General features: G+C 65.2%; 23 protein-coding genes. 10 read left to right on the forward strand and 13 right to left on the reverse strand.

The genetic code is table 11. The features are described 5' to 3' along the window. Nucleotides 1–86: 86 nt before the first annotated feature. A complete protein-coding gene (moaB, locus tag ACSSNI_RS13885; protein WP_019339935.1) occupies nt 87–632 on the forward strand; it encodes a molybdenum cofactor biosynthesis protein B in 546 nt (181 codons plus the stop codon). Continuing rightward, complete coding sequence (locus tag ACSSNI_RS13890; protein ID WP_200638240.1) at nt 629–1,861, forward strand: molybdopterin molybdotransferase MoeA; 1,233 nt, start codon at nt 629–631, stop codon at nt 1,859–1,861. The genes moaB and ACSSNI_RS13890 overlap by 4 nt, the downstream gene beginning before the upstream one ends. A 53-nt stretch (nt 1,862–1,914) precedes the next feature. On the opposite strand, the gene ACSSNI_RS13895 is transcribed toward ACSSNI_RS13890, so the two are convergent. The 9 genes from ACSSNI_RS13895 to ACSSNI_RS13935 all read right to left on the reverse strand — a co-directional run bounded on the left by ACSSNI_RS13895 (nt 1,915) and on the right by ACSSNI_RS13935 (nt 9,601). Beyond that, nucleotides 1,915–2,463: a cytochrome b gene (locus tag ACSSNI_RS13895; protein WP_102838094.1), complete on the reverse strand. Its 549-nt coding sequence runs from the start codon at nt 2,461–2,463 to the stop codon at nt 1,915–1,917. 201 nt (nt 2,464–2,664) lie between these two features. Continuing rightward, the gene (locus ACSSNI_RS13900) at nt 2,665–4,077 is read right to left on the reverse strand and encodes a sensor histidine kinase (RefSeq protein WP_200638243.1); all 1,413 of its coding nucleotides are present in this window, start codon (nt 4,075–4,077) and stop codon (nt 2,665–2,667) included. Further along, entirely contained in the window at nt 4,071–4,730 is a 660-nt protein-coding gene (locus ACSSNI_RS13905) for a response regulator (RefSeq protein ID WP_159969057.1), read from the reverse strand. Before ACSSNI_RS13905 ends, ACSSNI_RS13900 begins: the two co-directional genes overlap by 7 nt. A gap of 62 nt (nt 4,731–4,792) precedes the next feature. Next, a complete protein-coding gene (locus ACSSNI_RS13910; protein WP_200638245.1) occupies nt 4,793–5,443 on the reverse strand; it encodes a tetratricopeptide repeat protein in 651 nt (216 codons plus the stop codon). Then, a complete protein-coding gene (locus ACSSNI_RS13915) occupies nt 5,440–6,276 on the reverse strand; it encodes an SDR family oxidoreductase (RefSeq protein WP_200638247.1) in 837 nt (278 codons plus the stop codon). The genes ACSSNI_RS13910 and ACSSNI_RS13915 overlap by 4 nt, the downstream gene beginning before the upstream one ends. Then, nucleotides 6,263–6,934 (reverse strand): TenA family transcriptional regulator, encoded by a 672-nt coding sequence (locus ACSSNI_RS13920; protein ID WP_200638249.1) that lies wholly within the window; start codon nt 6,932–6,934, stop codon nt 6,263–6,265. Before ACSSNI_RS13920 ends, ACSSNI_RS13915 begins: the two co-directional genes overlap by 14 nt. Before the next feature lie 15 nt (nt 6,935–6,949). Next, nucleotides 6,950–8,395 carry an AMP-binding protein gene (locus tag ACSSNI_RS13925; RefSeq protein WP_200638251.1) on the reverse strand — a complete coding sequence of 482 codons (1,446 nt, stop codon included), beginning with the start codon at nt 8,393–8,395 and terminating at the stop codon, nt 6,950–6,952. Then, a complete protein-coding gene (locus ACSSNI_RS13930; RefSeq protein WP_200638253.1) occupies nt 8,379–9,068 on the reverse strand; it encodes a thermostable hemolysin in 690 nt (229 codons plus the stop codon). The genes ACSSNI_RS13925 and ACSSNI_RS13930 overlap by 17 nt, the downstream gene beginning before the upstream one ends. Nucleotides 9,069–9,205: 137 nt before the next feature. Then, on the reverse strand, nt 9,206–9,601 hold the full coding sequence (locus ACSSNI_RS13935; protein ID WP_102838087.1) for a YkvA family protein: 396 nt from the start codon (nt 9,599–9,601) through the stop codon (nt 9,206–9,208). A gap of 57 nt (nt 9,602–9,658) precedes the next feature. On the opposite strand from ACSSNI_RS13935, the gene ACSSNI_RS13940 reads away from it, so the two are divergent. Both ACSSNI_RS13940 and ACSSNI_RS13945 read left to right on the forward strand, forming a co-directional pair. Beyond that, on the forward strand, nt 9,659–10,612 hold the full coding sequence (locus tag ACSSNI_RS13940) for an SdiA-regulated domain-containing protein (protein ID WP_102838086.1): 954 nt from the start codon (nt 9,659–9,661) through the stop codon (nt 10,610–10,612). A 217-nt stretch (nt 10,613–10,829) separates the two neighbouring features. Continuing rightward, nucleotides 10,830–11,168, forward strand: a complete 339-nt coding sequence (locus ACSSNI_RS13945) for a hypothetical protein (RefSeq protein WP_102838085.1) — start codon at nt 10,830–10,832, stop codon at nt 11,166–11,168. A gap of 67 nt (nt 11,169–11,235) precedes the next feature. On the opposite strand, the gene ACSSNI_RS13950 is transcribed toward ACSSNI_RS13945, so the two are convergent. Both ACSSNI_RS13950 and ACSSNI_RS13955 read right to left on the reverse strand, forming a co-directional pair. Continuing rightward, complete coding sequence (locus ACSSNI_RS13950) at nt 11,236–11,976, reverse strand: phosphatase PAP2 family protein (protein ID WP_102838084.1); 741 nt, start codon at nt 11,974–11,976, stop codon at nt 11,236–11,238. A 37-nt stretch (nt 11,977–12,013) separates the two neighbouring features. Continuing rightward, entirely contained in the window at nt 12,014–13,972 is a 1,959-nt protein-coding gene (locus ACSSNI_RS13955; protein WP_102838083.1) for an LTA synthase family protein, read from the reverse strand. A gap of 108 nt (nt 13,973–14,080) precedes the next feature. On the opposite strand from ACSSNI_RS13955, the gene ACSSNI_RS13960 reads away from it, so the two are divergent. The 6 genes from ACSSNI_RS13960 to ACSSNI_RS13985 all read left to right on the forward strand — a co-directional run bounded on the left by ACSSNI_RS13960 (nt 14,081) and on the right by ACSSNI_RS13985 (nt 20,102). Continuing rightward, nucleotides 14,081–14,764, forward strand: a complete 684-nt coding sequence (locus tag ACSSNI_RS13960) for a response regulator transcription factor (RefSeq protein ID WP_014821492.1) — start codon at nt 14,081–14,083, stop codon at nt 14,762–14,764. Beyond that, complete coding sequence (locus tag ACSSNI_RS13965) at nt 14,754–16,028, forward strand: sensor histidine kinase (RefSeq protein ID WP_014821491.1); 1,275 nt, start codon at nt 14,754–14,756, stop codon at nt 16,026–16,028. The genes ACSSNI_RS13960 and ACSSNI_RS13965 overlap by 11 nt, the downstream gene beginning before the upstream one ends. Nucleotides 16,029–16,109: 81 nt before the next feature. Beyond that, complete coding sequence (locus ACSSNI_RS13970) at nt 16,110–16,787, forward strand: class I SAM-dependent methyltransferase (protein ID WP_102838082.1); 678 nt, start codon at nt 16,110–16,112, stop codon at nt 16,785–16,787. 2 nt (nt 16,788–16,789) lie between these two features. Then, a complete protein-coding gene (locus ACSSNI_RS13975) occupies nt 16,790–17,506 on the forward strand; it encodes a lipopolysaccharide kinase InaA family protein (RefSeq protein ID WP_102838081.1) in 717 nt (238 codons plus the stop codon). Next, nucleotides 17,499–17,924 (forward strand): diacylglycerol kinase, encoded by a 426-nt coding sequence (locus tag ACSSNI_RS13980; RefSeq protein WP_234484520.1) that lies wholly within the window; start codon nt 17,499–17,501, stop codon nt 17,922–17,924. The genes ACSSNI_RS13975 and ACSSNI_RS13980 overlap by 8 nt, the downstream gene beginning before the upstream one ends. 12 nt (nt 17,925–17,936) lie before the next feature. Then, complete coding sequence (locus ACSSNI_RS13985) at nt 17,937–20,102, forward strand: LTA synthase family protein (RefSeq protein WP_102838080.1); 2,166 nt, start codon at nt 17,937–17,939, stop codon at nt 20,100–20,102. Between the two features lie 58 nt (nt 20,103–20,160). Here ACSSNI_RS13985 and ACSSNI_RS13990 read toward each other — a convergent pair whose 3' ends face one another. Further along, nucleotides 20,161–20,682, reverse strand: coding sequence for a diheme cytochrome c (locus ACSSNI_RS13990; RefSeq protein ID WP_200638255.1), 522 nt, complete (start codon nt 20,680–20,682; stop codon nt 20,161–20,163). 9 nt (nt 20,683–20,691) lie between these two features. After that, a complete protein-coding gene (locus ACSSNI_RS13995) occupies nt 20,692–21,096 on the reverse strand; it encodes a DUF1924 domain-containing protein (protein WP_200638256.1) in 405 nt (134 codons plus the stop codon). Nucleotides 21,097–21,113: the final 17 nt, after the last annotated feature.

Here is a 21,113-nt window from a genome sequence, read left to right on the forward strand (position 1 = left end):
CAGCGCGCGCATACCTCCAAAGGGGAATGGGTTCGCATATGGCACGGGTGCAGCCTGTGCACACATCTTCAAAGGAGTTTCGAGCCATGGCTCATTTGTCCAACACCGAATTTCAGGCCCTGAGCATCGCGGTGCTTACGGTGAGCGACACCCGCAACATCGATTCCGACACATCCGGTCAGGCGCTGATCGACGGCCTGCAGAGCGCCGGCCATACCCTGGCCGAACGGGCCATCGTCAAGGACGACATCTGGCAGATCCGCGCCCGCGTCTGCAGCTGGATCGCCAGCGAGAACGTTCAGGTTGTGCTGGTGACCGGTGGTACCGGCTTCACCGCCCGCGACAACACTCCACAGGCGGTACAGCCGCTGCTGGACAAGGACGTCGACGGCTTCGGCGAACTGTTCCGCTACGTTTCGCTGGGCGAGATCGGCACCTCCACCGTGCAGTCCCGCGCGCTGGCCGGCATGAGCAATGGCACGCTGGTCTGCTGCCTGCCGGGCTCGACCAACGCCTGCCGTACCGCCTGGAACAAGATCCTCGTCGAGCAGCTGGACAGCCGCACCAAGCCCTGCAACTTTGTGCCGCACCTCAAGGCTTCCGCGGTCGAATACTGCGGGCCACGCTCATGAGCGCCGGTGGCTGCGACACCAGCGGCCTGAAGCCGGTCGACGAGGCCATCGCCGAACTGCTGGCGCGGGTGCCGGCGCTGCCGCCGGTGGAGCATGTGGCGCTGTCCGATGCCCTTGGCCGGGTGCTGGCCGAATCGCTCGACGCACCTTTTCCGGTGCCGGCCTGGGACAACAGTGCAATGGACGGCTACGCCCTGCGCGCGGCCGACCTGCCGGCCGACGGCGGTTGGCTGCCACTGGCCGGGCGCATCGCCGCCGGTGATGCGGCCGACCAGCAACTGCCTGCCGGCCACGCTGTGCGCATCTTTACCGGCGCGCCGCTGCCGCCGGGTGCCGACACCGTGGTGGCGCAGGAAGACTGCCAGGTCGAGGCGGACCGCGTGCATCTGCCCGGGGTTACCCCAGGCGCCCATGTGCGTCGGCAGGGCGAAGAGGTGAAGACCGGCGAGGCGGTGCTGCAAGCCGGCAAGCGCTTGCGACCGCAGGAAATCGGATTGCTGGCGAGCTTCGGCGTGGCCCGCGTCGCGGTCTATCGGCGGCTGCGCATCGGCTTGCTGTCCAGCGGCAACGAGCTGCGTGAGCCCGGCGAGCCGCTGGCGCCGGGACAGATCTACAACTCCAACCGCTATTGCCTGCTCAGCGTGCTGCGCAGTCTCGGGATGGAAGTGCACGACTACGAAATCCTCGTCGATGAGCTGGCCGCCAGCCGTGACGCCCTGGCGCTGGCAGCCTCCGAATGGGACATGTTGATCACCTCCGGTGGCGTCTCGGTCGGCGAGGAGGATCACCTCAAACAGGCGATCCGCGAACTGGGCGAGCTGCACATGTGGCGTCTGGCGATCCAGCCGGGCAAGCCGCTGGCGTTTGGCGAGGTCAATGGCAAACCGTGGATCGGCCTGCCAGGCAACCCTGCGGCGGCGCTGATCACCTCGCTGGTGGTGGCCCGGCCGTTCCTGCTCAGTGCCCAGGGTTGCACCGAGGTGTTGCCTAAGCCGCTGCGCCTGACCGCGGGCTTCGCCTGGCGCAAGCCGAACAACCGCCGCCAGTACCTGCGCGCTCGGTTGGAGCAGGTCGACGGTGAATTGCGCGTGTGCCTGCACCCGCGGCAGGGCTCGGCGATGCTGACCTCGGCCAGCTGGGCCGAAGGCCTGGCCCTCGTCGAACGCAACCGCACGTTGGAAGCGGGTGAAGTGGTGGAGTATCTGCCGTTCAGCGAACTGCTCGGCTGACACACGAAAACGCCCGGTCGATGAGGAGTCGGCCGGGCGTTTTCGTGCCTGGGTCAGCTTTGTCGCTGCGGCAGCATCCGTCGCAGAACGTCGTCGCGGCGAACGTAATGGTGAAACAGCGCGGCTGCGGCATGCAAACCGATCAGCCAGTAACCAAGCTCGGCCACGGTTTCGTGAATTTCCTTGATATCGCCGGCCAGGTTCTTGTCCGGCGAGAGCAGGGCCGGCAGTTCCAGGCCAAAGAAGGGAATCGGTTTGCCCGCAGCACTCAGTGTCAGCCAGCCCAGCAGTGGCAGGCCGATCATCAGGCCATACAACGCCAGGTGCGCCAGCTTGGCGAGACGTTGCTCCCAGGCTGCGCTGGCAATGGCGAGCGGCGCCGGGCGCAGCCATCTGGCCAGCAAACGCAGCCAGACCAGCATGAACACCGACAAGCCGAGCATGAAGTGCCACTGCTTGAGCAACTCGCGCGGCTCGCTGCCCTTGGCGAAATTACCCTTCAGTTCAATCGTTGCGTAGACCGCTGCAATCAGCAGCACCATCAGCCAGTGCAGGCCAATGGACAGCCGTCCGTAGCGTCTTGGCATCAGTTTCTCGTTCATTTCACCTACTCCGCGTGTGGATACTTGCCGCGAGTCTAGGCCTCGAAACTTAAGCGAAGCTTATCCGGGCAAGCGTCGCGACGATTCGACGCGGTGCCGCTGCCTAGCCTGCTTCAAGGCATGGTAGCGGCGGCTGATATGGCTCGCGTCGATGGAAGGTCGGCGCTGCGCGAAGGGCCTGGTTTTGGATCGGGAACAGGCTCAGGTTCGGGGGATACGTACAACCACGCGCAGTCCGCCCAATGACGAATCGAGCAGTTCGACAGTCGCGCCGTGCAGCTCGGCGATGCGCGCGACAATCGACAAGCCGAGCCCCGCGCCCCGGCCGTCGCCGAAGCGAACGAAGCGCTCGAACAGTTGCGCGCGCAAGTCGGGCGCAATGCCGGGCCCGCTGTCCGCGACCTCGAGGATCAAGTGCTCGGCGGTGCTGCGCAGCTGTACCTCGACCCGCCCGCCTGTGGGCGTGTAGGCCAGTGCGTTGCCGACCAGATTCTGCAACAGCGTCGCCAGGCTCGCGGCATCGCCGGTCAGCGTGCAGTCGGCGTGCTCATCAACTTCCAGCGCGAGCTCCTGTTCGCGGGCAATCGCCAATGGCGTCAACTCGGCGAGGGTGTCGCGTGTCAGCCGGCACAGGTCCAGCGGCGCCAGGCGCAGCTGCTGAGCGCTGGGCTCAAGCCGGGCGAGGGTCAGCAATTGCGTGACTACACGTGTTGTACGGTCAACCCCGGCAAGCAGCTGCCGGATCGCCTCGTCACGCTCGGCGTCGCTGCCGGCCTGCAGCGCGTTCTGAGCATGAACCCGAAGTACTGCCAGCGGCGTGCGCAGCTCGTGTGCCGCGTCAGCGATGAAGCGTTTTTCCCGCTCGACCAGTTGATTGACCTGCTGCAGCAGGCGGTTGAGCGAGGCGGCCACCGGCTCCAGTTCCGGCGGCAGCGGTGCCAGCAGCAGTGGCGCGAGGTTGTCCGGATCGCGACTCTTCAGCAGTTGCGCCATGTGTGCCAGCGGGCGCAAGCCCCAGCCCACCGCCAGCCAGATCAGCAGCGCCAGCAACGGCAGGCCGATCAGGTCGGGCAGCAGGCTGCGCCCGGCTATCTTGCCGACCAGCTCGCCGCGCACGTCATCGCGCTCGCTGACCAGAATCCACAGATCGTCTTCACGGTCTTGCAGCAGGAACAGGCGCCAGGCATGCCCATCGAGCTGCACGTCGTGATAACCGCCACTCAGGCCGCTGAAGGGCGGCGCCGAATCCGTCTTGGCCAGCTCCTGCAAGGCGCCGTTCGGCGCACCGGCGGACTGCAGCACGCTGCTGCCGTCTGCGGCATAGACCTGAAAGCCGAGTTTGGTTTCGTAATCGTGCCCGGGCACCCCCTGATCACGCCGCGCGTTCACCGCTGCGTCCAAGGCAGTCTGCAGTGCCTGGCGCGCTGACGGCTCCATCTCATGCATCACCAGCCCCTGCACCAGCCGCGCACTCTGCGCCAGCTGAGCGTCGAACAGCTCTTCGATTTCGTGGCGAGCGTCGCGGTAACTGCGCCAGGAGATCAGGCTCAGCGACAGCAGCAGGATGCCAAGTACCAGCACCAGAGTGCGGTTGCGGATGGAACGCCTCAGCATTTGTCCACCAGATAGCCGACCCCGCGCACGGTGCGGATCAGCTCGGGAAAGAACTTCTTGCGCAGGTGGTGGATGTGCACCTCCAGCGCGTTGCTCTCGACTTCCTCGTCCCAGCCGTAGAGCACCTGCTGCAGGCGATCACGGGTCAGTACGCGGCCGGGCTGTGCAATCAGCTCATGCAGCAGGACGAACTCCTTGCGCGGCAGGTTGATCGGCGTGCCCTGGTAACTGACCTGCTGGTTGACCGGGTCGAGCAGGATGCCGCGGTACTCCAGCACTGGTTCCGGGCGATTGAAGCTGCGCCGGAGCAGGGCGCGCAGGCGCGCCTTGAGCTCGGCGACATCGAAGGGCTTGACCAGATAATCGTCGGCGCCGGCGTCCAGCCCGGCAATGCGGTCACTGGTAGCATCGCGCGCGGTGAGTACCAGCACCGGGACGGGGTTAGCGCTGGCGCGCAGACGCTTGAGCACTTCCAGCCCGTCCATCCGCGGCAGGCCGAGGTCGAGAATGGCCAGCTCGAAGCTCTCGTGGCTCAATGCGTGCAGCGCGCTGGCGCCGTCCTGCAGCCAGTCCACCGTGTAGCCCTCGGGCTTCAGCGCGGTGCGGATGCCCTCACCGAGAGCACGATCATCTTCCACCAGCAGAATGCGCATGTCGTTCCTGTCGTCTTGAAGGGTTCGCGGCATTGCTGTGCATTCAACGCCGCCGCACCCGGTTATTCCAGCTTTTCCTTGACCTTCGCCAGCAGGGCCTGGGCTTCGTCGCGACGGCCAGCATCGGCAGTTTCGCGACCAGGGCGGGCGGGGGCGGCAAGGGCCTTCTCCAGTGCCGTGCGCGCTTCGTCATAGCGTTTCTGGCGCAAGAGGAAATCACCGTGGAAGTAATTCGGGTCGATGCCGTTCGGGTTCAGCGCCAGCGCCTGCTTGAACAGCGCTTTGGCCTTGTCCTCGTCACCGAAGCCGATTGGCCAGCCGGGCACCTGGTAGTAGAGGCTGGCGAGGCTGGTGTAGGCAGAGCCATCCAGCGCCTGTGGCTCAAGTTCGATGGCTGTTTCCAGTTCGGCCTTGGCCTGTTTGACCAGCCCCAGGGCGCCGAGCCCGCCCTTGGCGCCGGCCCAGGTGCTGAGCACGATGCCGTGCCAGATGTGCAACTCGGCAGCCTGGGGTTCGCCGGCCACCGCGCTTTCGGCCTCCGAGGCGAGCCTGGCGAAGGCCGCCTGGCGCTGTGTCGCGGGCAGCTGGTAGTTGATCTCCGCCCAGCGTGTCTGGATCTGGCGCAGCGATGACTCGCCGGCCGGGCTGAGCGCGAAGGAGGGTTGACTGGCCAACGCCAGCAGGACGCTGCACAGACCAAACAGACGCTTCATGGGTGTTCTCCGGTAGAGGTGGGTTGGGACGAGGGCGGCCGCGACTGGTCGGCACGGGCGAAGCGCTTGATCACCGGCAACTGCTTGCGCAGAGCCTGGTCGACCAGCCGTGGCAACAGGCCGTTGAGGCGCACGAAGAGTTTTTCCGGCCAGCCGAGGTAAAGCTCTTTGCGCTCGGTGGCGATGGCATGGACGATTTGTCGAGCGACTTCTTGCGGATCGTCCATCTCCACCTTCAGCGCGTCGTTCATCGCCACCACGTCGGCACTGTTCATCGCCGTGCGGGTGGCGCGTGGCGCGATGTAGAGCACCTTGACGTGACTGTCGGCCAGCTCGCGGCGCAGCGCCTCGGAGAAGCCGCGCAGGGCGAACTTGCTGGCGCAATAAGCGGCAAAGCCCGGGTAGCCGATGGAGCCGAAGGTCGAGCCAAGGTTGACCAGCAGCGCCTGCGGTTGCTGGCGCAGCAGCGGCAGCAGCAGATGGGTCAGCTGCAGCGTGGCGGTGACGTTGACGCCGATCAGCCGGGCGATGGCGTCCTCATCCTGCTGTTCGAGCAGGCTGAACTGGTTGATCCCGGCGGCATTGATCACGCCGTTTAGGCCGCCGAAACGCCGCGCGGCATCCAGCACGGTATGCCGGCCGCTGCGCTGGGTGAGGTCGGCGCAGACCACGCTGACCTGCGCCGGATAGCGGCGTGTCAGCGCCTCCAGGGCAAGGCTGTCGCGACCGACCAGCAGCAGCCGGGCGCAGCCCGCGCAAAGCTGCTCCACCAGCACCTGGCCGATTCCACCACTGGCGCCGGTGAGCAGAATGCGTGCTTCACGCAGTTGCATGGCTGTGCTCCGGCGCGCTCAGGCTGCGGAAGATGTCGCCGTAGAGGCGGTAGACGACGCGCGCGGTGTGCACCACGGCGGCCTTGTCGTCCTCGTCGTCGAGGCGGTTCATCAGCTTCTTGAAGAACTCGATGTGCTCCAGGTCCAGGCTGCCGTGCGAGGTCAGGTAGCTGAACGCCTTGGCCGGCAGGTCGAGCTTTTCCTGCAGCACGCCGGCGGCCTGGGTCGCCAGGGCGATGCTGGTGCCTTCGAGGACGTTGACCATGCCGAAGAAGCTCGCCGGGTTGTGTCGCGCGATGCGGTTGTAGACGTAGGCGACCATCAGTTCGGTGGGCAGTGCCGGCTGGCCGTGGCGCACCGCCTCGGCATCGCCGCCACAGGCGCGGATGTCGTTGAGGATCCATTCCTGATGGCCGATCTCTTCCTCGATGTACTCCGCGATGGCCTCGCGCAGCCATTCCAGCCGCTCCGGCAGGCGTGCGCCGCAGGCCATCAACAGCGGCACGGTGTGCTTGACGTGGTGGTAGGCCTGAGTCAGGAAAGCGATGTACTGCTCGCGTGTCGCGGTTCCGGCCAGCGCAGCGTGGATGATCGGTGCGCGGAGCAGGTATTCGCGTTCGGTATTGGTCTGGTGTTGCAACTGGTCGAAGAAATCCATGGTGAACCTCGAAAGTCAGGACGGAACGGCGTTGGTCGCCGATTGGTAATGGTTGAAGAGGGCGTTCCGACGTAGCCGGCCGTTGGCGGTGGCCAGGCCGTTGCCGGCGTTGAAGGGCTCAGCGGCGCGCAGCCAGTGGTGCACGCGGGCGTAGTCGGGCAGGCCGGCGTTGACCCGATCGACCGCTGCCTGAAGCTCGGCATCGCTCAGCTCGGGGCGGCGAGGTACGAGCACGGCGACGTTCTGCGCCAGCGCCTCGCCATGCAGCCAGGCCTGGGCGATGGCTGCCTGCTGTACCAGTTCTGCCTCCACCCACTCGGGATTGACGTTGCGTCCGTAGGCGGTGACGAACTGATGCTTCTTGCGCCCGTGCAGGATCAGGAAGCCGTCCTCGAAGTGGCCGAGGTCGCCGGTCGGCAGCCACTCGCCGACCTGCGGAGGTTCGCCGAGGTAGCCGAGCATATGCGGGCCGCGCACCAGTACCTCGCCATCGTCGGCCAAGCGCAGCTCGACGTGTGGCAGCGGCCGGCCGACCGTGCCGATGCGCCGCGCCTCGGGTGTGTTCAGGCAGACCACCGAGGCGCATTCGGACAAGCCGTAGCCCTCGAACACCGGCAGCCCGAGGCGTTCGGCGCGCTCCAGCAGTTGCGGCGCCACGCGACCGCCACCCACCGCGATAAAGCGCAGCGATGCGGGTAATGGCACGCCTTGCTCAGCCGCGCTGACCAGCGCCAGCAGCAGCTGCGGCAGCAGGATCAGGCTGTGCGGCTGGCTCGCGTTTAGCGTGGCGAGCAGGCGCGGCAGCTCGAAGCCCGCCGCGCCGCTGAAGCCGATCTCGGCCAGCGGGCGCAATTCGATCCGTGCACCGGCCAGCAGCGGCGCATAAAGCCCGGCGATGTTTTCCAGCAGGGTCGCCAGCGGCAGCACGCAGAGATGCTGGCGCACATCACACGGCAGGCTGGCCCGCCGCAGGCTCTCGGCCACCGCCAGTTGCGCCTCGGCATCCAGGCAGACGCCCTTGGGCTGGCCGGTGGTGCCGGAGGTATAGGTGATCTTCAGCGTGCCAGGCGGCACCGGCGTGACGGCATCCGGCTGGCGCTGCAGCAGGCCAGTGGCGGTCTGCTGGAAGCCGCAGCGCTCGCTGAGCGGGCTGGCGGTGCCGATCAGACAGTCGGTGCCGGCGTGCTGCAGCACGTGCTCCTGCTGCGCCGCGGAAAAGAATGCCGGCAGCGGCACGCAGACCAGCCCGGCGCGCAGCAGGGCCAGGTCCCACAGCGCCCACTCCACACCGTTATCCAGCGCCAAGGCGACGCGCTGCACGCCGAGCTGTTGCAGATGGCTGGCGCGCGCGGCCACCTCATGGCGCAGTTCGGCGTAGCTCAGTTGGCGCGGCCCTTCGCTCAGCGCGATGCCGGCGTGCTGGTCGAGTGTCGTCCAGAAGCGTTCAGCTGCAGGCTGCATGGGGCGCCTCCGTGGTGTCGAACAGCGGCTGATAGCCGAGTCGCGCATAGAGGCCGAGCTGCAGCAGGCGCTGGTGGCCGGGCAGGATCTCGCCGGCCATCAGCTGCGGCCGGCAGGCGTAGTAGCTGCCCCAGTCGGCCAGCTCCTCGCCCATGCGCGCCGGATCGGCCAGACCCAGCGGCAGCGGATCGAGCGCCAGGCGCTGGAAGCTGTTAAGCAGTGCCGGCGTGCCGGTGAACACCACCCAGCGAAAGCCCTGAGCGACCAGCAGATCGGTCAGCGCGACGATCAGCAGGCGCGCCGAGGCATTGCCGAAGGCGGCGAGGTTGCCGACCTCGACGATCTCCTCGCGCGGCACCGTACGCCCATGGCGCTGGCTCACGGCCTGCTCGATGGGCTCGTCCAGATAGCGTTCGAGAAACAGCGGCCGGCGCCGGGCGCTGCGCAGGCCAACCGCGCCCTGCACCTCGCCATTGTCGCCATGCAGGCCGAGCAGGCAGGGCATGAAATGACGCACCCGCGCCTGATAGTGCTCGGCGAAACGCTGGCGGATGAAGTCTTCCAGCGCTGTGCGCCGCTCGCCTGCATCGGCCTGCGCCAGTTGCAGCGTCAGTGATGGCTCACGGCCGATACGCGCCAGTACGTCAGTTTGATCAACCCAGGGCAGTTCCATCGGGGAACCTCGGTTAGAAGCCTGGGGCGATTGTTGGGTCGCAAACTTAAGGCAGCCTTAAGCCGGTTGCCGTGGTGCAACGATCCGTGCTGACGACGATTTTTTCACATGTGCCTGGCTATGCTCGGCCGCGTGGATCACGCCTCGCTCAGCCAGTAGGCCAGGGCGCTGGCGGCTAACACCCAGATGAGCACGACTGCTGCAGCGCCCGCCCGGCTGTTCGGGCGTGGCGTGTTTTCCCAGTCAAGTGCCTGAGCGCGGCACTCGCTGAGGATGGTGGGAGGCATCAGGCGTATGGCCAGCCAGATGCCCAGGGGCAACAGCAGCAGATCGTCGAGGTAGCCGAGCACTGGGATGAAGTCCGGAATCAGGTCGATCGGGCTCAGGGCATAGGCGACCACACAGACCAGTAACCCCCGCAACCACCAGGGCGTATCCGGGTGGCGAGCACAGCACCAGAGCGTCATGACGTCACGTTTGAGCTGGCGTGCCCAGCGCTGCAGGCGCGACGTGAGGCGAGACAGGCTGAACATTCGATTGCTCCTTTGTGCAGAACAGGCGGCAGCGCTAGCGATGAGGAAAGAACCGAGATGATGCAAGCAGGCTCTTACACCCGACAACGCCTGGGCGCGATGGTCCGCCGTCGCTACCGCTGGGTCGGCCTGACGGCTCTATTGTTCGCATTCGGTGCCACAGCAATAGCGCTGCACTGGAACGAGCGCTGGTACTTCAACCTGACCCGGCAGATGAACGTCACTCAACATGATCTGGCGAACCGCTGGTTGCCTGGCTATGCGGTATCCATCGATGGCAAGCCGGTAGAAGGCATCAGCCGGAACCTCTCGGCGGTCAGTTATGACGCGGATCTGGATCGCCTGCTAGCGGTGGTGAACGGCGGGCCGACTGAGTTGGTGGCGCTGAGCAAGAGCGGCGAGCTGCTCGAGCGCTATCCGCTGCAGGGTTTCGGCGACATCGAAGGCGTGACCTACATGGGGCACGGTCGCGTGGCCGTGTCCGATGAGCGAGCGCAACAGATCAGCATCTTCCGCTTGCCGACGCAGCCACGACCCATTGATGCGTCCGAGGCGCAGTTCTTCTCGCTCGGGATCAACCTAAACGGCAACAAGGGCTTCGAAGGGCTGACGTACGATGCAGCGGGCGACCGGCTGTTTATCGTCAAGGAACGCGACCCTCGGCAGCTGTACGAGGTCGGTGGAGTCGCTGCCAGCCTCGAGGGGCCGCTGCAGCTGACCATTCGCGACCGCAGCGACTGGATCGCGGACCAGGTGTTCGCCACCGATCTGTCAGACATTCACTTCGATGCCGTTACCGGTCACCTGATCCTGCTCAGCGACGAGTCGCGCTTGCTCATGGAACTCAGCGACAGCGGGCGCATGCTCAGCTATCGCAGCCTCAATCGCTGGTTCGGTGGTCTGCGGCATTCTGCGCCGCATCCCGAGGGCGTCACCCTTGATAACGATGGCACGCTGTTCGTCGTCAGCGAGCCCAATCTGTTCTACAGCTTCCGTCGTACTGGGGGCTAACGCCGGACAGCGCTTTCACACTTCGTTCACGCCCGCTTGACGAAACCCTGACAGCACGCAGATCAGACTTCGAAGCGTGCCGTGGTGGCCCTTGGCGCTTGCCGAGGGCTTCGTTTTCTCATGCCCGAGTGATCTCATGTCTTCTCGCCATTTGCGTCCACAACGCGCCAGTAATCGGCGTAACAGTTCTTCACCTCACCGTCGGGCACTGCTAACCATGATGCTCGCCGGACTCTCCCTGACCGGTTGCCAGAACGCATCGGAGCTGCTGGTCGCCGACGAATACCCGCCCGCATATGCCGATGGCTTTCGTGCCGGGTGCGGCAGCGGCCGCCAGGCTGCCGGCGCGCTGGCTCAGTTTCGCAAGGACGTCCCGCGCTACATGGACCAGCCGTTGTACGCCGAGGGTTGGAATGACGGCTATCGCCAATGCCAGGCGATGCAAATTGACACCGGTGGGCTGACAGCCTGGCGCAGCAATGCGCTGGAACGTGATCGCGACCGGGCATGGCGCCACCATGTGGATCAGGCCAAGGCAGAAGCTTTTCACCGCTGAGCGCATTCGTGGTCCATGGAAGGCGCACGAAACCAAGCCGGTGCGCCTCAAGGCCAGCCGCGGGTGACTAGCCCGCGGGTTCGGCCGCGAGCAGCGGCCGCTCGACCGGTGTCGCTCGATACAGCACCAGCCGGTAACAGGCCAGGCAGATCGTCCAGTCGAACAGCAGCGTCCACAGGTTGTGCGAGAAGAAATGCGCGCCCTGCATCACCCGCCCAATCGACAGCACCGTTCCCAACCCCAGCGCCGTCGCCAGGGCGATCCGGGCGGCACGCGGGCTGCGGTCGCGCAGCATGAAAAACAACGCCAGCAGCGAAAAGCCTGCCGAGGCGTGGCCGCCGGGCCAGCAGCGCCCCGGCTTGAGCGTCGGCGCGCGCTCGCTGAGCAGCGGCGTGAAGGTTTCAGCACCACCGAATTCCACCAGGCTCCACGGGCAATGCACGCCTGTGAGCGCCTTGAGCGGTGTGACGATGCTGGTCGACAGGCCCAACGCCAGCACCAGATAGCCCAGCGGCCGGCGCCACGGGGCCAGCCGCGTCGGCAGCAGACTGAGCAGGAAACCAGCGATGGCGAGTACGCCAAGCGCGATGACCGCTTGCTTGATCCGGTCATGCAGGACGTCTTCGAGCAGCCAGCTGTGGCGCCCGACGAAACCGACGCCGGGCTGATAGAACAGGTGCGACAGGGCAAAGTCGAGGTTGCTCGGCTCGCCCACCAGCAGCGCTACCATCAACAATCCCGGCAAGCCGAAGCCAAGGGCGAAGTTGAACGGGCGGCTCGCGGCAGGCGTGTTCGGCGCGACGGACATCTTTACTCCAGAGGCGCCGCGAAGGGCGCCGACAGGTTCAGCGCTGGCTGAGTTGGGTGGCGGTGGTTTGTGGGCGTTTCCAACCGAGCAGGGCGTGGCCGTAGTCGTAACTGGCGCCCTGGTAGTAGGCGATGTCGCGGCGCACCAGCGGGTCGTCCGGCGTGGCAGAGGACTCGTTGCTCGCCTGCAGCGCGTCGTCGTGGCGGCGTACGCAGCGGCGGGGGCTGAGGATGGCCAGGTCCTTGCCATCGAACAGGCCAAGGTGCTGGTAGTTCCCGATCAACGCCCGTCCCGGTTTGGCGTCGTCCCGCAGCAGGTTGCGGCCGAAAAAGGTCGATGCATAGTCCAAATTCAGCAGCCCGAGCAGCGTTGGCGCGATGTCGATCTGACTGGCAAGGGTGTTGATTTCGCGAGGCTCGACCAGTTCCGGCCCGTAGATGAACAGAGGAATGTGGTAGTTGGCGACCGGCAGATCCTGCGAGCCCGCGCTGCCTGCCGTGTGGTCGGCGACGATGATGAACAGGGTGTCCTTGAACCAGGGCTTGCTCTGGGCGTTGCGCAGGAACTCGCCGATGGTCGCGTCGGTGTATTTCACCGCGCCTTCACGGCCCTCGCCGGACGGAATATCGATGCGACCGTCCGGGTAGGTGTAGGGCCGGTGGTTGGAGGTAGTCATCATCTGCAGGAGAAAAGGCTTGCCGACGGCGTAATCGGCATCCGCCTCGCGAATCGCCAGCTGATAGAGGTCCTCGTCGGCCATGCCCCAGGCGTTCTTGAAGTGGATGTCGGCTTCGTCCGCGCTGCTCTGGTCCACTACGCGATAGCCGTTACCGCTGAAGAAAGCGCTCATGTTGTCGAAGTAACCGCGCCCGCCGTAAAGAAACACGCTGTCGTAGCCCTGCGCCCGCAGCTGTTGGCCGAGGCTGGCGAAACCGCTTTCACGGCCGATGCGCTTGACGATGGAGCGACCGGGCGTGGGCGGCACCGACAGGGTGATGGCTTCAAGGCCGCGGTCGGTGCGGGTGCCGGTGGCGTAGAACTTGTTGAAGAACAGGCTCTGTTGGCGCAGCCGGTCGAGGTTGGGCGTCAGCCCGCGCGTGTCGCCAAAGCTGCCGAGGTATTTTGCGCTGAGGCTTTCAACGGTGATCAGCACCACGTTGAGCTTGCGCAGCTGGCCGGGGTTGTCGATCACGCGGCGGATGTCCAACGGGTCCTGACCGATGAAGCGGGCGTTGGGCTCGCTCACCTCAGCGCGCAAGCTTGCGGCAACGTCGACCTCGGGCAACGTCGAGTAGAACTGCTGGTAATCCAGCTCATTGTTGCGAAACGCGGCGAAGAACTGGAACGGGCCGTTGCTCGCCAGCTCGCGCTGATACGGATTACCGCCAGTGCCGCGCGGAAAGTCCTGACCCACGAGCAATCCCGCGCCCAGGGCCGTCGCCAGCAGTCCGGCGAATGCCGTCGCGCGTCCGCGCCAGGGTAGGCTCGGTGACTCCAGTGCGCGACTAAGTGGGCGCTGCAACGCGGCAGTGGCGATCAATGCCACCAGCCCGATCAAAGCGAGCAACGCGTAGACCGGGTACGACTCGAGGATGTTGTTCACCACCTCATCGGAGTAGACCAGATAGTCCACCGCGATGAAGTTGAAGCGCACACCGAACTCGTCCCAGAACAGCCATTCGGCCACGGCGGTGAACAGCATGGCGTACAGGCTCAGGCCCATCAGCACCGTCAGCCAACGGCGGTGCCAGCGGCTGGCCCAGACCCGTTTTGGGCACAGCAGCAGATAAATCCCAAGGGGAAGCGCGGCAAATGCCAGGTAAGTGAGGTCGTAGACCATACCGAGGCCATAGACGCGCAATAGACCGATGGGGCCGCTGGCGGCTTCCTGCCAGTGGGCAAAAAGCAGGGCGCTACGGGTGATCAGGAAGATGCCCAGCCAGAGGCCGAGCAGCAGGGACAGATAACGAAGTTGAGCATGGCGCAGGAGTGTCATCGTATGATCCACAGGCAAGATTGAACGCGCCGAAGTCTGCGCACCCGCCTGTGAGCCCTTCGTAAAGAGGGCGTGAAAATTCCGTCATTTGCCTGCTAGCGAACCGATATGCGCATTCTGGTCATCGAAGACAACCGCGACATCCTGGCTAACGTCCTGGACTACCTGGAGCTCAAAGGCTATGTGGTCGATTGCGCTCAGGACGGACTAAGCGGCCTGCATCTGGCTGCCACCGAGCACTACGACCTGATCGTGCTGGACATCATGTTGCCTGGCATCGATGGGCTGCAGGTCTGCAAACGGCTGCGGGACGATGCCGGGCGGGACACCCCGATCATCATGCTAACGGCCCGTGATGCGCTTAATGATCGGCTGCAAGGGCTGGGTGCCGGCGCCGACGACTACCTGATCAAGCCGTTCGCGCTGTCGGAGCTGGTCGCCCGTATCGAGGCGATCCTGCGGCGCAGCCAGGGCTCGCGCAAACACAAACTGCATGTCGGTGATCTGCACTATGACCTCGATACCCTCCAGGCAACCCGCGCCGGGCAGCCGCTGCGATTGAATCCCATCGGCCACAAACTGCTGGCGATCCTCATGCAGAAAAGCCCGGCGGTGGTACGGCGCGAGCAGTTGGAGGAAGCGCTCTGGGGCAATGATGTTCCCGACAGCGACAGCCTGCGCAGCCATATTCACCAGCTACGCCAGGTACTCGACAAGCCGTTCGCGGCACCACTGCTGCACACCGTGCATGGCGTCGGTTTCCGTCTCGCGGAGCCTGAGCATGCTGGCTAAGCAACCCTTCGCGCGACGCATCGTCATCGCCTTCACGCTGATGACGCTGGTGGTCAGCGGGACCTTTTCCCTCGGAATCGTCGCGGTCGTGCATTTCATCGAGGAGCATCTGGTGACCCAGGAGCTGGGGCACGAATTGGACAGTGTGCTCAATGACGTCCTGGTGCACGGGGACGCACCACGGCTCGACGCGGTCACCCGATTCTTCGCCTCGAACCTGCCTGGCTACGCCATTCCCGAGGCGTTCAGGGGACTCGCCGATGGGTTCACCGAGCTGGTCCGTAACGAGGATGCCTACTACGTCTATCAACGCGAAATCGACGGCGCCAAGTATCTGCTGGTCGAGGAACAGCATGAATTCGAGGCGCGCGAGAACGCATTGTTCATGGTGGTGCTGGCCGGATTCGTGCTGAGCATCCTTGGTGCCTGGGGGCTTGGCTGGTTGATGGCGAGGAAAGTCATGGCCCCGCTGTCACGCCTGGCGCAGCAGGTTCGTCATCGCGATCAGCTGCATCCGCTGGCGCCACCACTGGCGTTGCAATATCCGGACGACGAGGTCGGCCATGTGGCGGCGGCGTTCGACAGTACCCTTGGCCAACTGCGCCAGAGCCTGGAGCGCGAGCGGCTGTTCACCAGCGATGTCAGCCATGAGCTGCGCACCCCTCTGATGGTCATCCTCGGCGCCTGCGAACTGCTCGATCAGACCGAGCTACCGGAAAAGTCGCGTACCCAGGCCCAGCGCATCGAGCGCGCCGCGCAGGAAATGCACGAGCTGGTGCAGACGTTCCTGATGCTGGCGCGGACCCGGCCGGAGCAGACCGCCTTTGCCGGCACCGCCAGCCTGCGCAGCGTGGCGCAGGAGCAGAGCGAGCGCTGGGCGCCGCTGTTTCTTGAAAAGGGGCTGACGTTCAATGTGGTCAGCGAAGGCGAGGACAGCGGCGAATACAACCTCACGCTGCTTGGCTCGGTGATGTCCAATCTGCTGCGCAATGCCCTGCATTACACCGACAGCGGCTCGGTGCGGCTGATTCTCGAAAACGCCGGCTTTCGCGTCGAAGACACTGGCATGGGCATTCCGCTGGAGCAGCAGGAACGCATGTTCCAGCCCTTCGTGCGCGGCGCCGACAGCCGGGGGGAGGGCCTGGGGTTAGGGCTGTCGCTGGTCAAGCGTATCTGCACACATCAGGGGTGGTCAGTGGGTGTAGCCCCTTGCGAGCCCAAGGGCAGCTGCTTCCAGGTGCGTCTGAAAAGCGATGGCGTTTGACGTTTTTTTCACATCCATTTGACAGAGCCTTGATGCGCGTCTCGATAGCGTGGTGTTTCGTTACCTATCGGAATGCCCGCCATGACGACATCGAGCCCCATCGAACTGGAGTTCTCGCGCAAGTACGACCGCCAGCACGCCTACGAATACCTGCATAAACACCATGACGGCCCTGCCCGGCGCCTGTCGCACTGGCGTGATGAGCAGATGGCGCGGCGCGCGCTGAAGATCGCCGGCGACCCCGATCTGGTACTCGACCTGCCGTGCGGCGCCGGGCGCTTCTGGCCGCTGCTGGCCGAGCACCCGAGCCGGATGATCTTTGCCGCCGACAACTCGGCTGACATGCTGGCGATTGCCGAGGCTGCGCAGCCGCGCGAGATCCTTTATCGGGTCGAGAGCTTTCAGACCTCGGCCTTCGCCATCGACATGGGCGACAACGCGGTAGACAGCATCTTCTGCATGCGCCTGCTGCACCACATCGCCGATCCGGCGCACCGGCTGGCGATGCTGCGCGAATTCCACCGCGTCACACGCGACACGCTGATCGTCTCGCTGTGGGTCGATGGCAACTACAAGGCCTGGAAGCGCAAGCGCCTGGAGCGTCGTCGGCCGGCGAAGGACAACCAGAACCGCTTCGTTGTCGAGCGTTCAGTGATCGAGGCGGAATTCGCCGAGGCCGGCTTCGATATCCTCGATCGCAGTGACTTCCTTCCGGGCTACGCCATGTGGCGGGTCTACGTGCTGCGCAAGCGGGGGTGAGCATGAGCCGACCACTCGTATTGCCGGCTCGTGAAGCGAGCACCAGCACCTTTCAACGCTGGTGGAACACCCAGGGCGAATGGGTCGAGGAGCCCAATCAGCGCCGCGCCGGCGAAAGCGGTGTGCAACGGATACGGCTGCGCGATCCGCAGCAGCCACTGCTGTACTGCAAACGCCAGATCGGCCATCTGTATCGCTCGTGGCTGCATCCGTTCGGCAGGCCCACGGTGCTGCGTGAACTTCAGGCGCTACAGGCCATCGGCCGACTCGGCGTGCGGGTACCCGAAGTTGTCTACTGCGGCACCCGGCAACTGGCCGGCCAGTGGCAGGCGCTGCTGGTGACGGCGGAACTGGAAGGCTTCATCAGCCTGGAAGACTGGTATCAACAGGGCCTGGGCGAGCGCTTTGGTACGGCGGTACAGGAACGCATGCTGGCTGCGGTCGGCATTAGCCTCGGGTGCATCCATCAGGCGCATTGGCAGCATGGTTGCTGCTATCCCAAGCACATTTTCGTCAAGGTTCACGGCGAAGGTGACGCGGCTGGAGTCGAGGTTGCCCTGCTCGATCTGGAGAAGAGCCGTCGCCGGCTTCGTCGCAGCGCCGCGGCACGGCATGACCTGCGCCAGCTCAGACGTCATCGCCAGGCCATGCCTGAACTGGACTGGCAACGATTGCTGGCCGCCCACCGCACCTTCAGCGAGTTGCACTGCGATGTCTGAGCCGACTTGCGTGGTTACCGATGCCATAAGCGGCGTTGACGTGCCAGTTGACGGTGCGGCGCTGAAGGGTCGCAGCGGACTGGCGCGGATCTGGTACGCCTCCGGCTATTCGGCGGCAGGTCTCAAGGCCGCTTATATGGGCGAAGCGGCATTCCGCCAGCTGGTGCTGCTGAATCTGCTGCTGATTCCTTTGGCGTTTCTGTTCGATGTCAGCCGCGTCGAACGTGCGGTGCTGATCGCCGTGGTATTTCTCGGCCTTATCATCGAACTGCTCAACTCGGCCATCGAGGCGACGGTCGATCGCATCTCCCTCGAACTGCACCCGCTTTCCAAACAGGCCAAGGATATGGGCAGCGCCGCGCAACTGCTGGCGCTGTGCCTGATCGGCCTGGTCTGGGCCGTGATTCTGATTCCCTGAAGGACGTACCCCATGCTTTCCTCAATGCGGCGACCCGGTCGACAGCGCCCGCTGCCCGGTTTCTATGGCTTGGCTGCGCACCTGCGGTTCACGTCTGCCAGTGCGCTGGCCTTGCTGGCGTTGTTTGCTCTGTTGCGCCTGGGGCTGCTGCTGTTCAACCGCGAGCTGATCGGCAGCACACCGCTGGGCAGTTTTTTCGAGGCATTCGGCAACGGCCTGCGCTTCGACCTGCGGGTGACGGTATACATCCTGCTACCGCTGCTGCTCGGCGTGCTGAGCGTGCGCGTGATGGCCGCCCGCGGGCTGCTGCGGCTGTGGGTCAGTGTGTGCGCCAGCCTGGCTATCCTACTCGGGTTGATCGAGCTGAACTTCTATCGCGAGTTTCATCAGCGCCTCAATAGCCTGGTATTCCAGTACCTGCAGGAAGATCCGGCCACCGTGCTGAGCATGCTTTGGCACGGCTTCCCGGTGCTGCAGCTGCTGGCGGCCTGGGGCGTGGTGAGCGCAGCGATGTTCGCCCTGTTCCGGTGGCTGGAGCGGCTGACCCGAGGTGCGCCGGTGCTTCATTCGACCAGCGCGAGCCGCGGCGGCGCGGCTTGGTATACCCGCACGGCAGTCTTCACCCTGCTGGTGCTGGTCTGCGTGGTGGCCGCGCGCGGGACGTTGCGCCAGGGGCCGCCGCTGCGCTGGGGCGATGCCTTCACTACCGAATCGATGTTCGCCAATCACCTCGGTCTGAATGCGACACTGTCGCTCTATGATGCCGCCAGGAACCGCTTGTCCAGCCACCGCGACAACAGCTGGAAGGCGACGCTTCCGAGCGATCAGGCGCAGTCGATCACCCGTGAGCTGTTGCTGACCGACAACGACCAACTGGTGGATGCCGAGCTGGCGCCGGTACGCCGCGATTTCCGGCCGCCAGTGGACGGGCAGCTGCCGGTGCGCAATGTGGTGGTGATCCTGATGGAAAGCTTCGCCGGGCGCTTCGTCGGCGCGCTGGGCAGCGGGGAAGGCATCACACCCAATTTCGACCGGCTTGCTGAGGATGGTCTGCTATTCAGCCGCTTCTTCGCCAACGGGACGCACACTCACCAGGGCATGTTCGCCAGCATGGCCTGCTTCCCCAACCTGCCGGGCTTCGAGTACCTGATGCAGACGCCTGAGGGCGGCAACCGTTTCTCCGGCTTGCCGCAACTGCTCAGCGCGCGGCAGTTCAACGACGTCTATGTCTACAACGGCGATTTCGCCTGGGACAACCAGTCCGGCTTCTTCAGCAATCAGGGCATGACCCGCTTCATCGGCCGTGGAGACTACGTCGATCCGGTCGTCGCGGATCCGACCTGGGGCGTCTCCGATCAGGACATGTTCGCCCGCGCGGCCGAGGAGCTGGGTCAGCTGGACCGCGGCAAACCGTTCTATGCGCTGCTGCAGACACTGTCCAACCACACGCCCTATGCGCTGCCGGAACAGCTGCCGGTCGCTCCGGTACAGGGGCATGGCAATCTGGATCAGCACCTGACCGCGATGCGCTATTCGGACTGGGCGCTGGGGCAATTCTTCGACAGGGTGCGTGGCGAGCCCTGGTACGCACAGACGCTGTTCGTGGTGGTCGGCGACCACGGCTTCGGGGTGCCGGAGGAGGTGACCGAGATGGACCTGTTCCGCTTCAACGTGCCGCTGCTGTTGATTGCGCCGGGCATTACCGAGCGTTTCGGCAGCCGTCGTGATGTGGTCGGGACGCAGGTCGACGTGGTGCCGACCATCATGGGCCGGCTTGGTGGCGAGGTCCGGCACCAGTGCTGGGGGCGCGATCTGCTCAGCCTGGCGGCGAACGACCCCGGCTTCGGCATCATTAAACCCTCGGGCAGCGACCAGACGGTGGCGATGATTCGCGGCGACCGCGTGCTGGTGCAGCCGAAGGAACAATCGGCGCGACTCTATCGCTATCGTCTGGGCGCCAACCCGCACGGCGAGCGTCTTGCGCCGGATAGCGATACGGCACAGTTGCAGCGCCAACTGGAAGCCTACCTGCAGACTGCGACGGCCAGTCTGCTGGGCAATCGCAGCGCGGATCGTGAGCGCGGGGCAGTGCCCGGCGGTGTTCCGCTGGCCAGAGCGGTGGTGCCGGCAGAGTCGTCCAGGCCGCCGATCCTGGTGCGCCAGGCGACCGAAGGCTGAGCCGATGTTCCGGTGACAAACGACTTACGGCTTGGCTTTATGGAAAAGGGGGTGGCGCTCAACGCGGGATCTTCACCTTGTCGTCATCGAAGTCGCCGCGCTCGGCGTCGCGGTGGCAGGCCACGCAGTTGGCGCGACCGCCGACTGACTCGCGGCGAAACTTGGCTTCGCTGACCTCGTCATGCTTCTGGTCGAACCAGCGCGTCTGGCTGATGCGCGGCGGTTCGCCGGCAGTCGGCGAGGGCTCGACCGGCAAGCGGTTGGCCGCCGAGGCGCGCAGCAGGAAGTCGAGGATTTCGCGCGCCTGTTCGGCATCGAGCGTGGCATTGCTGCCGTAGTGCTCATCGAGGGTCTGCATCTGCTGGCGCCAGGCCTCGGCCGGCAGCAGGCCCGGTGCGTAGAGCATGTGGCAGGCGGCGCATTCCTCCTTCCACACCAGCGGCGCGTCGCTCGGTATCGCCAGGCGCTTGGGTCGCTTGTAGCGCTTGCGGTCGTGGTCGTCGTCATCGGCGAAGCTGAGGCCGGCCAACGCCAGAGCCGAGGTCAGCCCGGCGACGGCAACCATGGATGCGATCTTCATGGCGCGCTCCTATTGGATGCTGTCGATCCAGCTGATGAAGTCGCCTTTTTCCTGCGCCGTGCATTCGCGGGCGAAGACGTCGTCGCAGTTGCGGCGGAACCACTTCTCGACCTTCTTAAGGTTGGTGAAACGCTCGGGATTGGTCGCTGGCGCCAGCGGCTCGACCTTGCGGTGAGCGGGCGTCTTGCCCGGCTGGCGTGGGTCGGCAGTGTGGCAGGTGGTGCAGCTCATGGTCTTGCCGTTGCGCTGCTCCTCGGCGAAGTACAGCGCCTTGCCGCGCTCGGTGGAAAAGCCGTTGAAGTTCGAATCCTGCTGACGGGCTTGCGCGGCGTAGCCGGCCAGCAGAGGATGTTCGGAACCAGCTAGCGCTGGCAGGCTCAGGCAGCAGGCGAGCGCGATGAGGTGGGCTTTCATGGTGCGGTCCTCCAGGA

The organism is Stutzerimonas tianxiuensis (assembly GCF_053470365.1).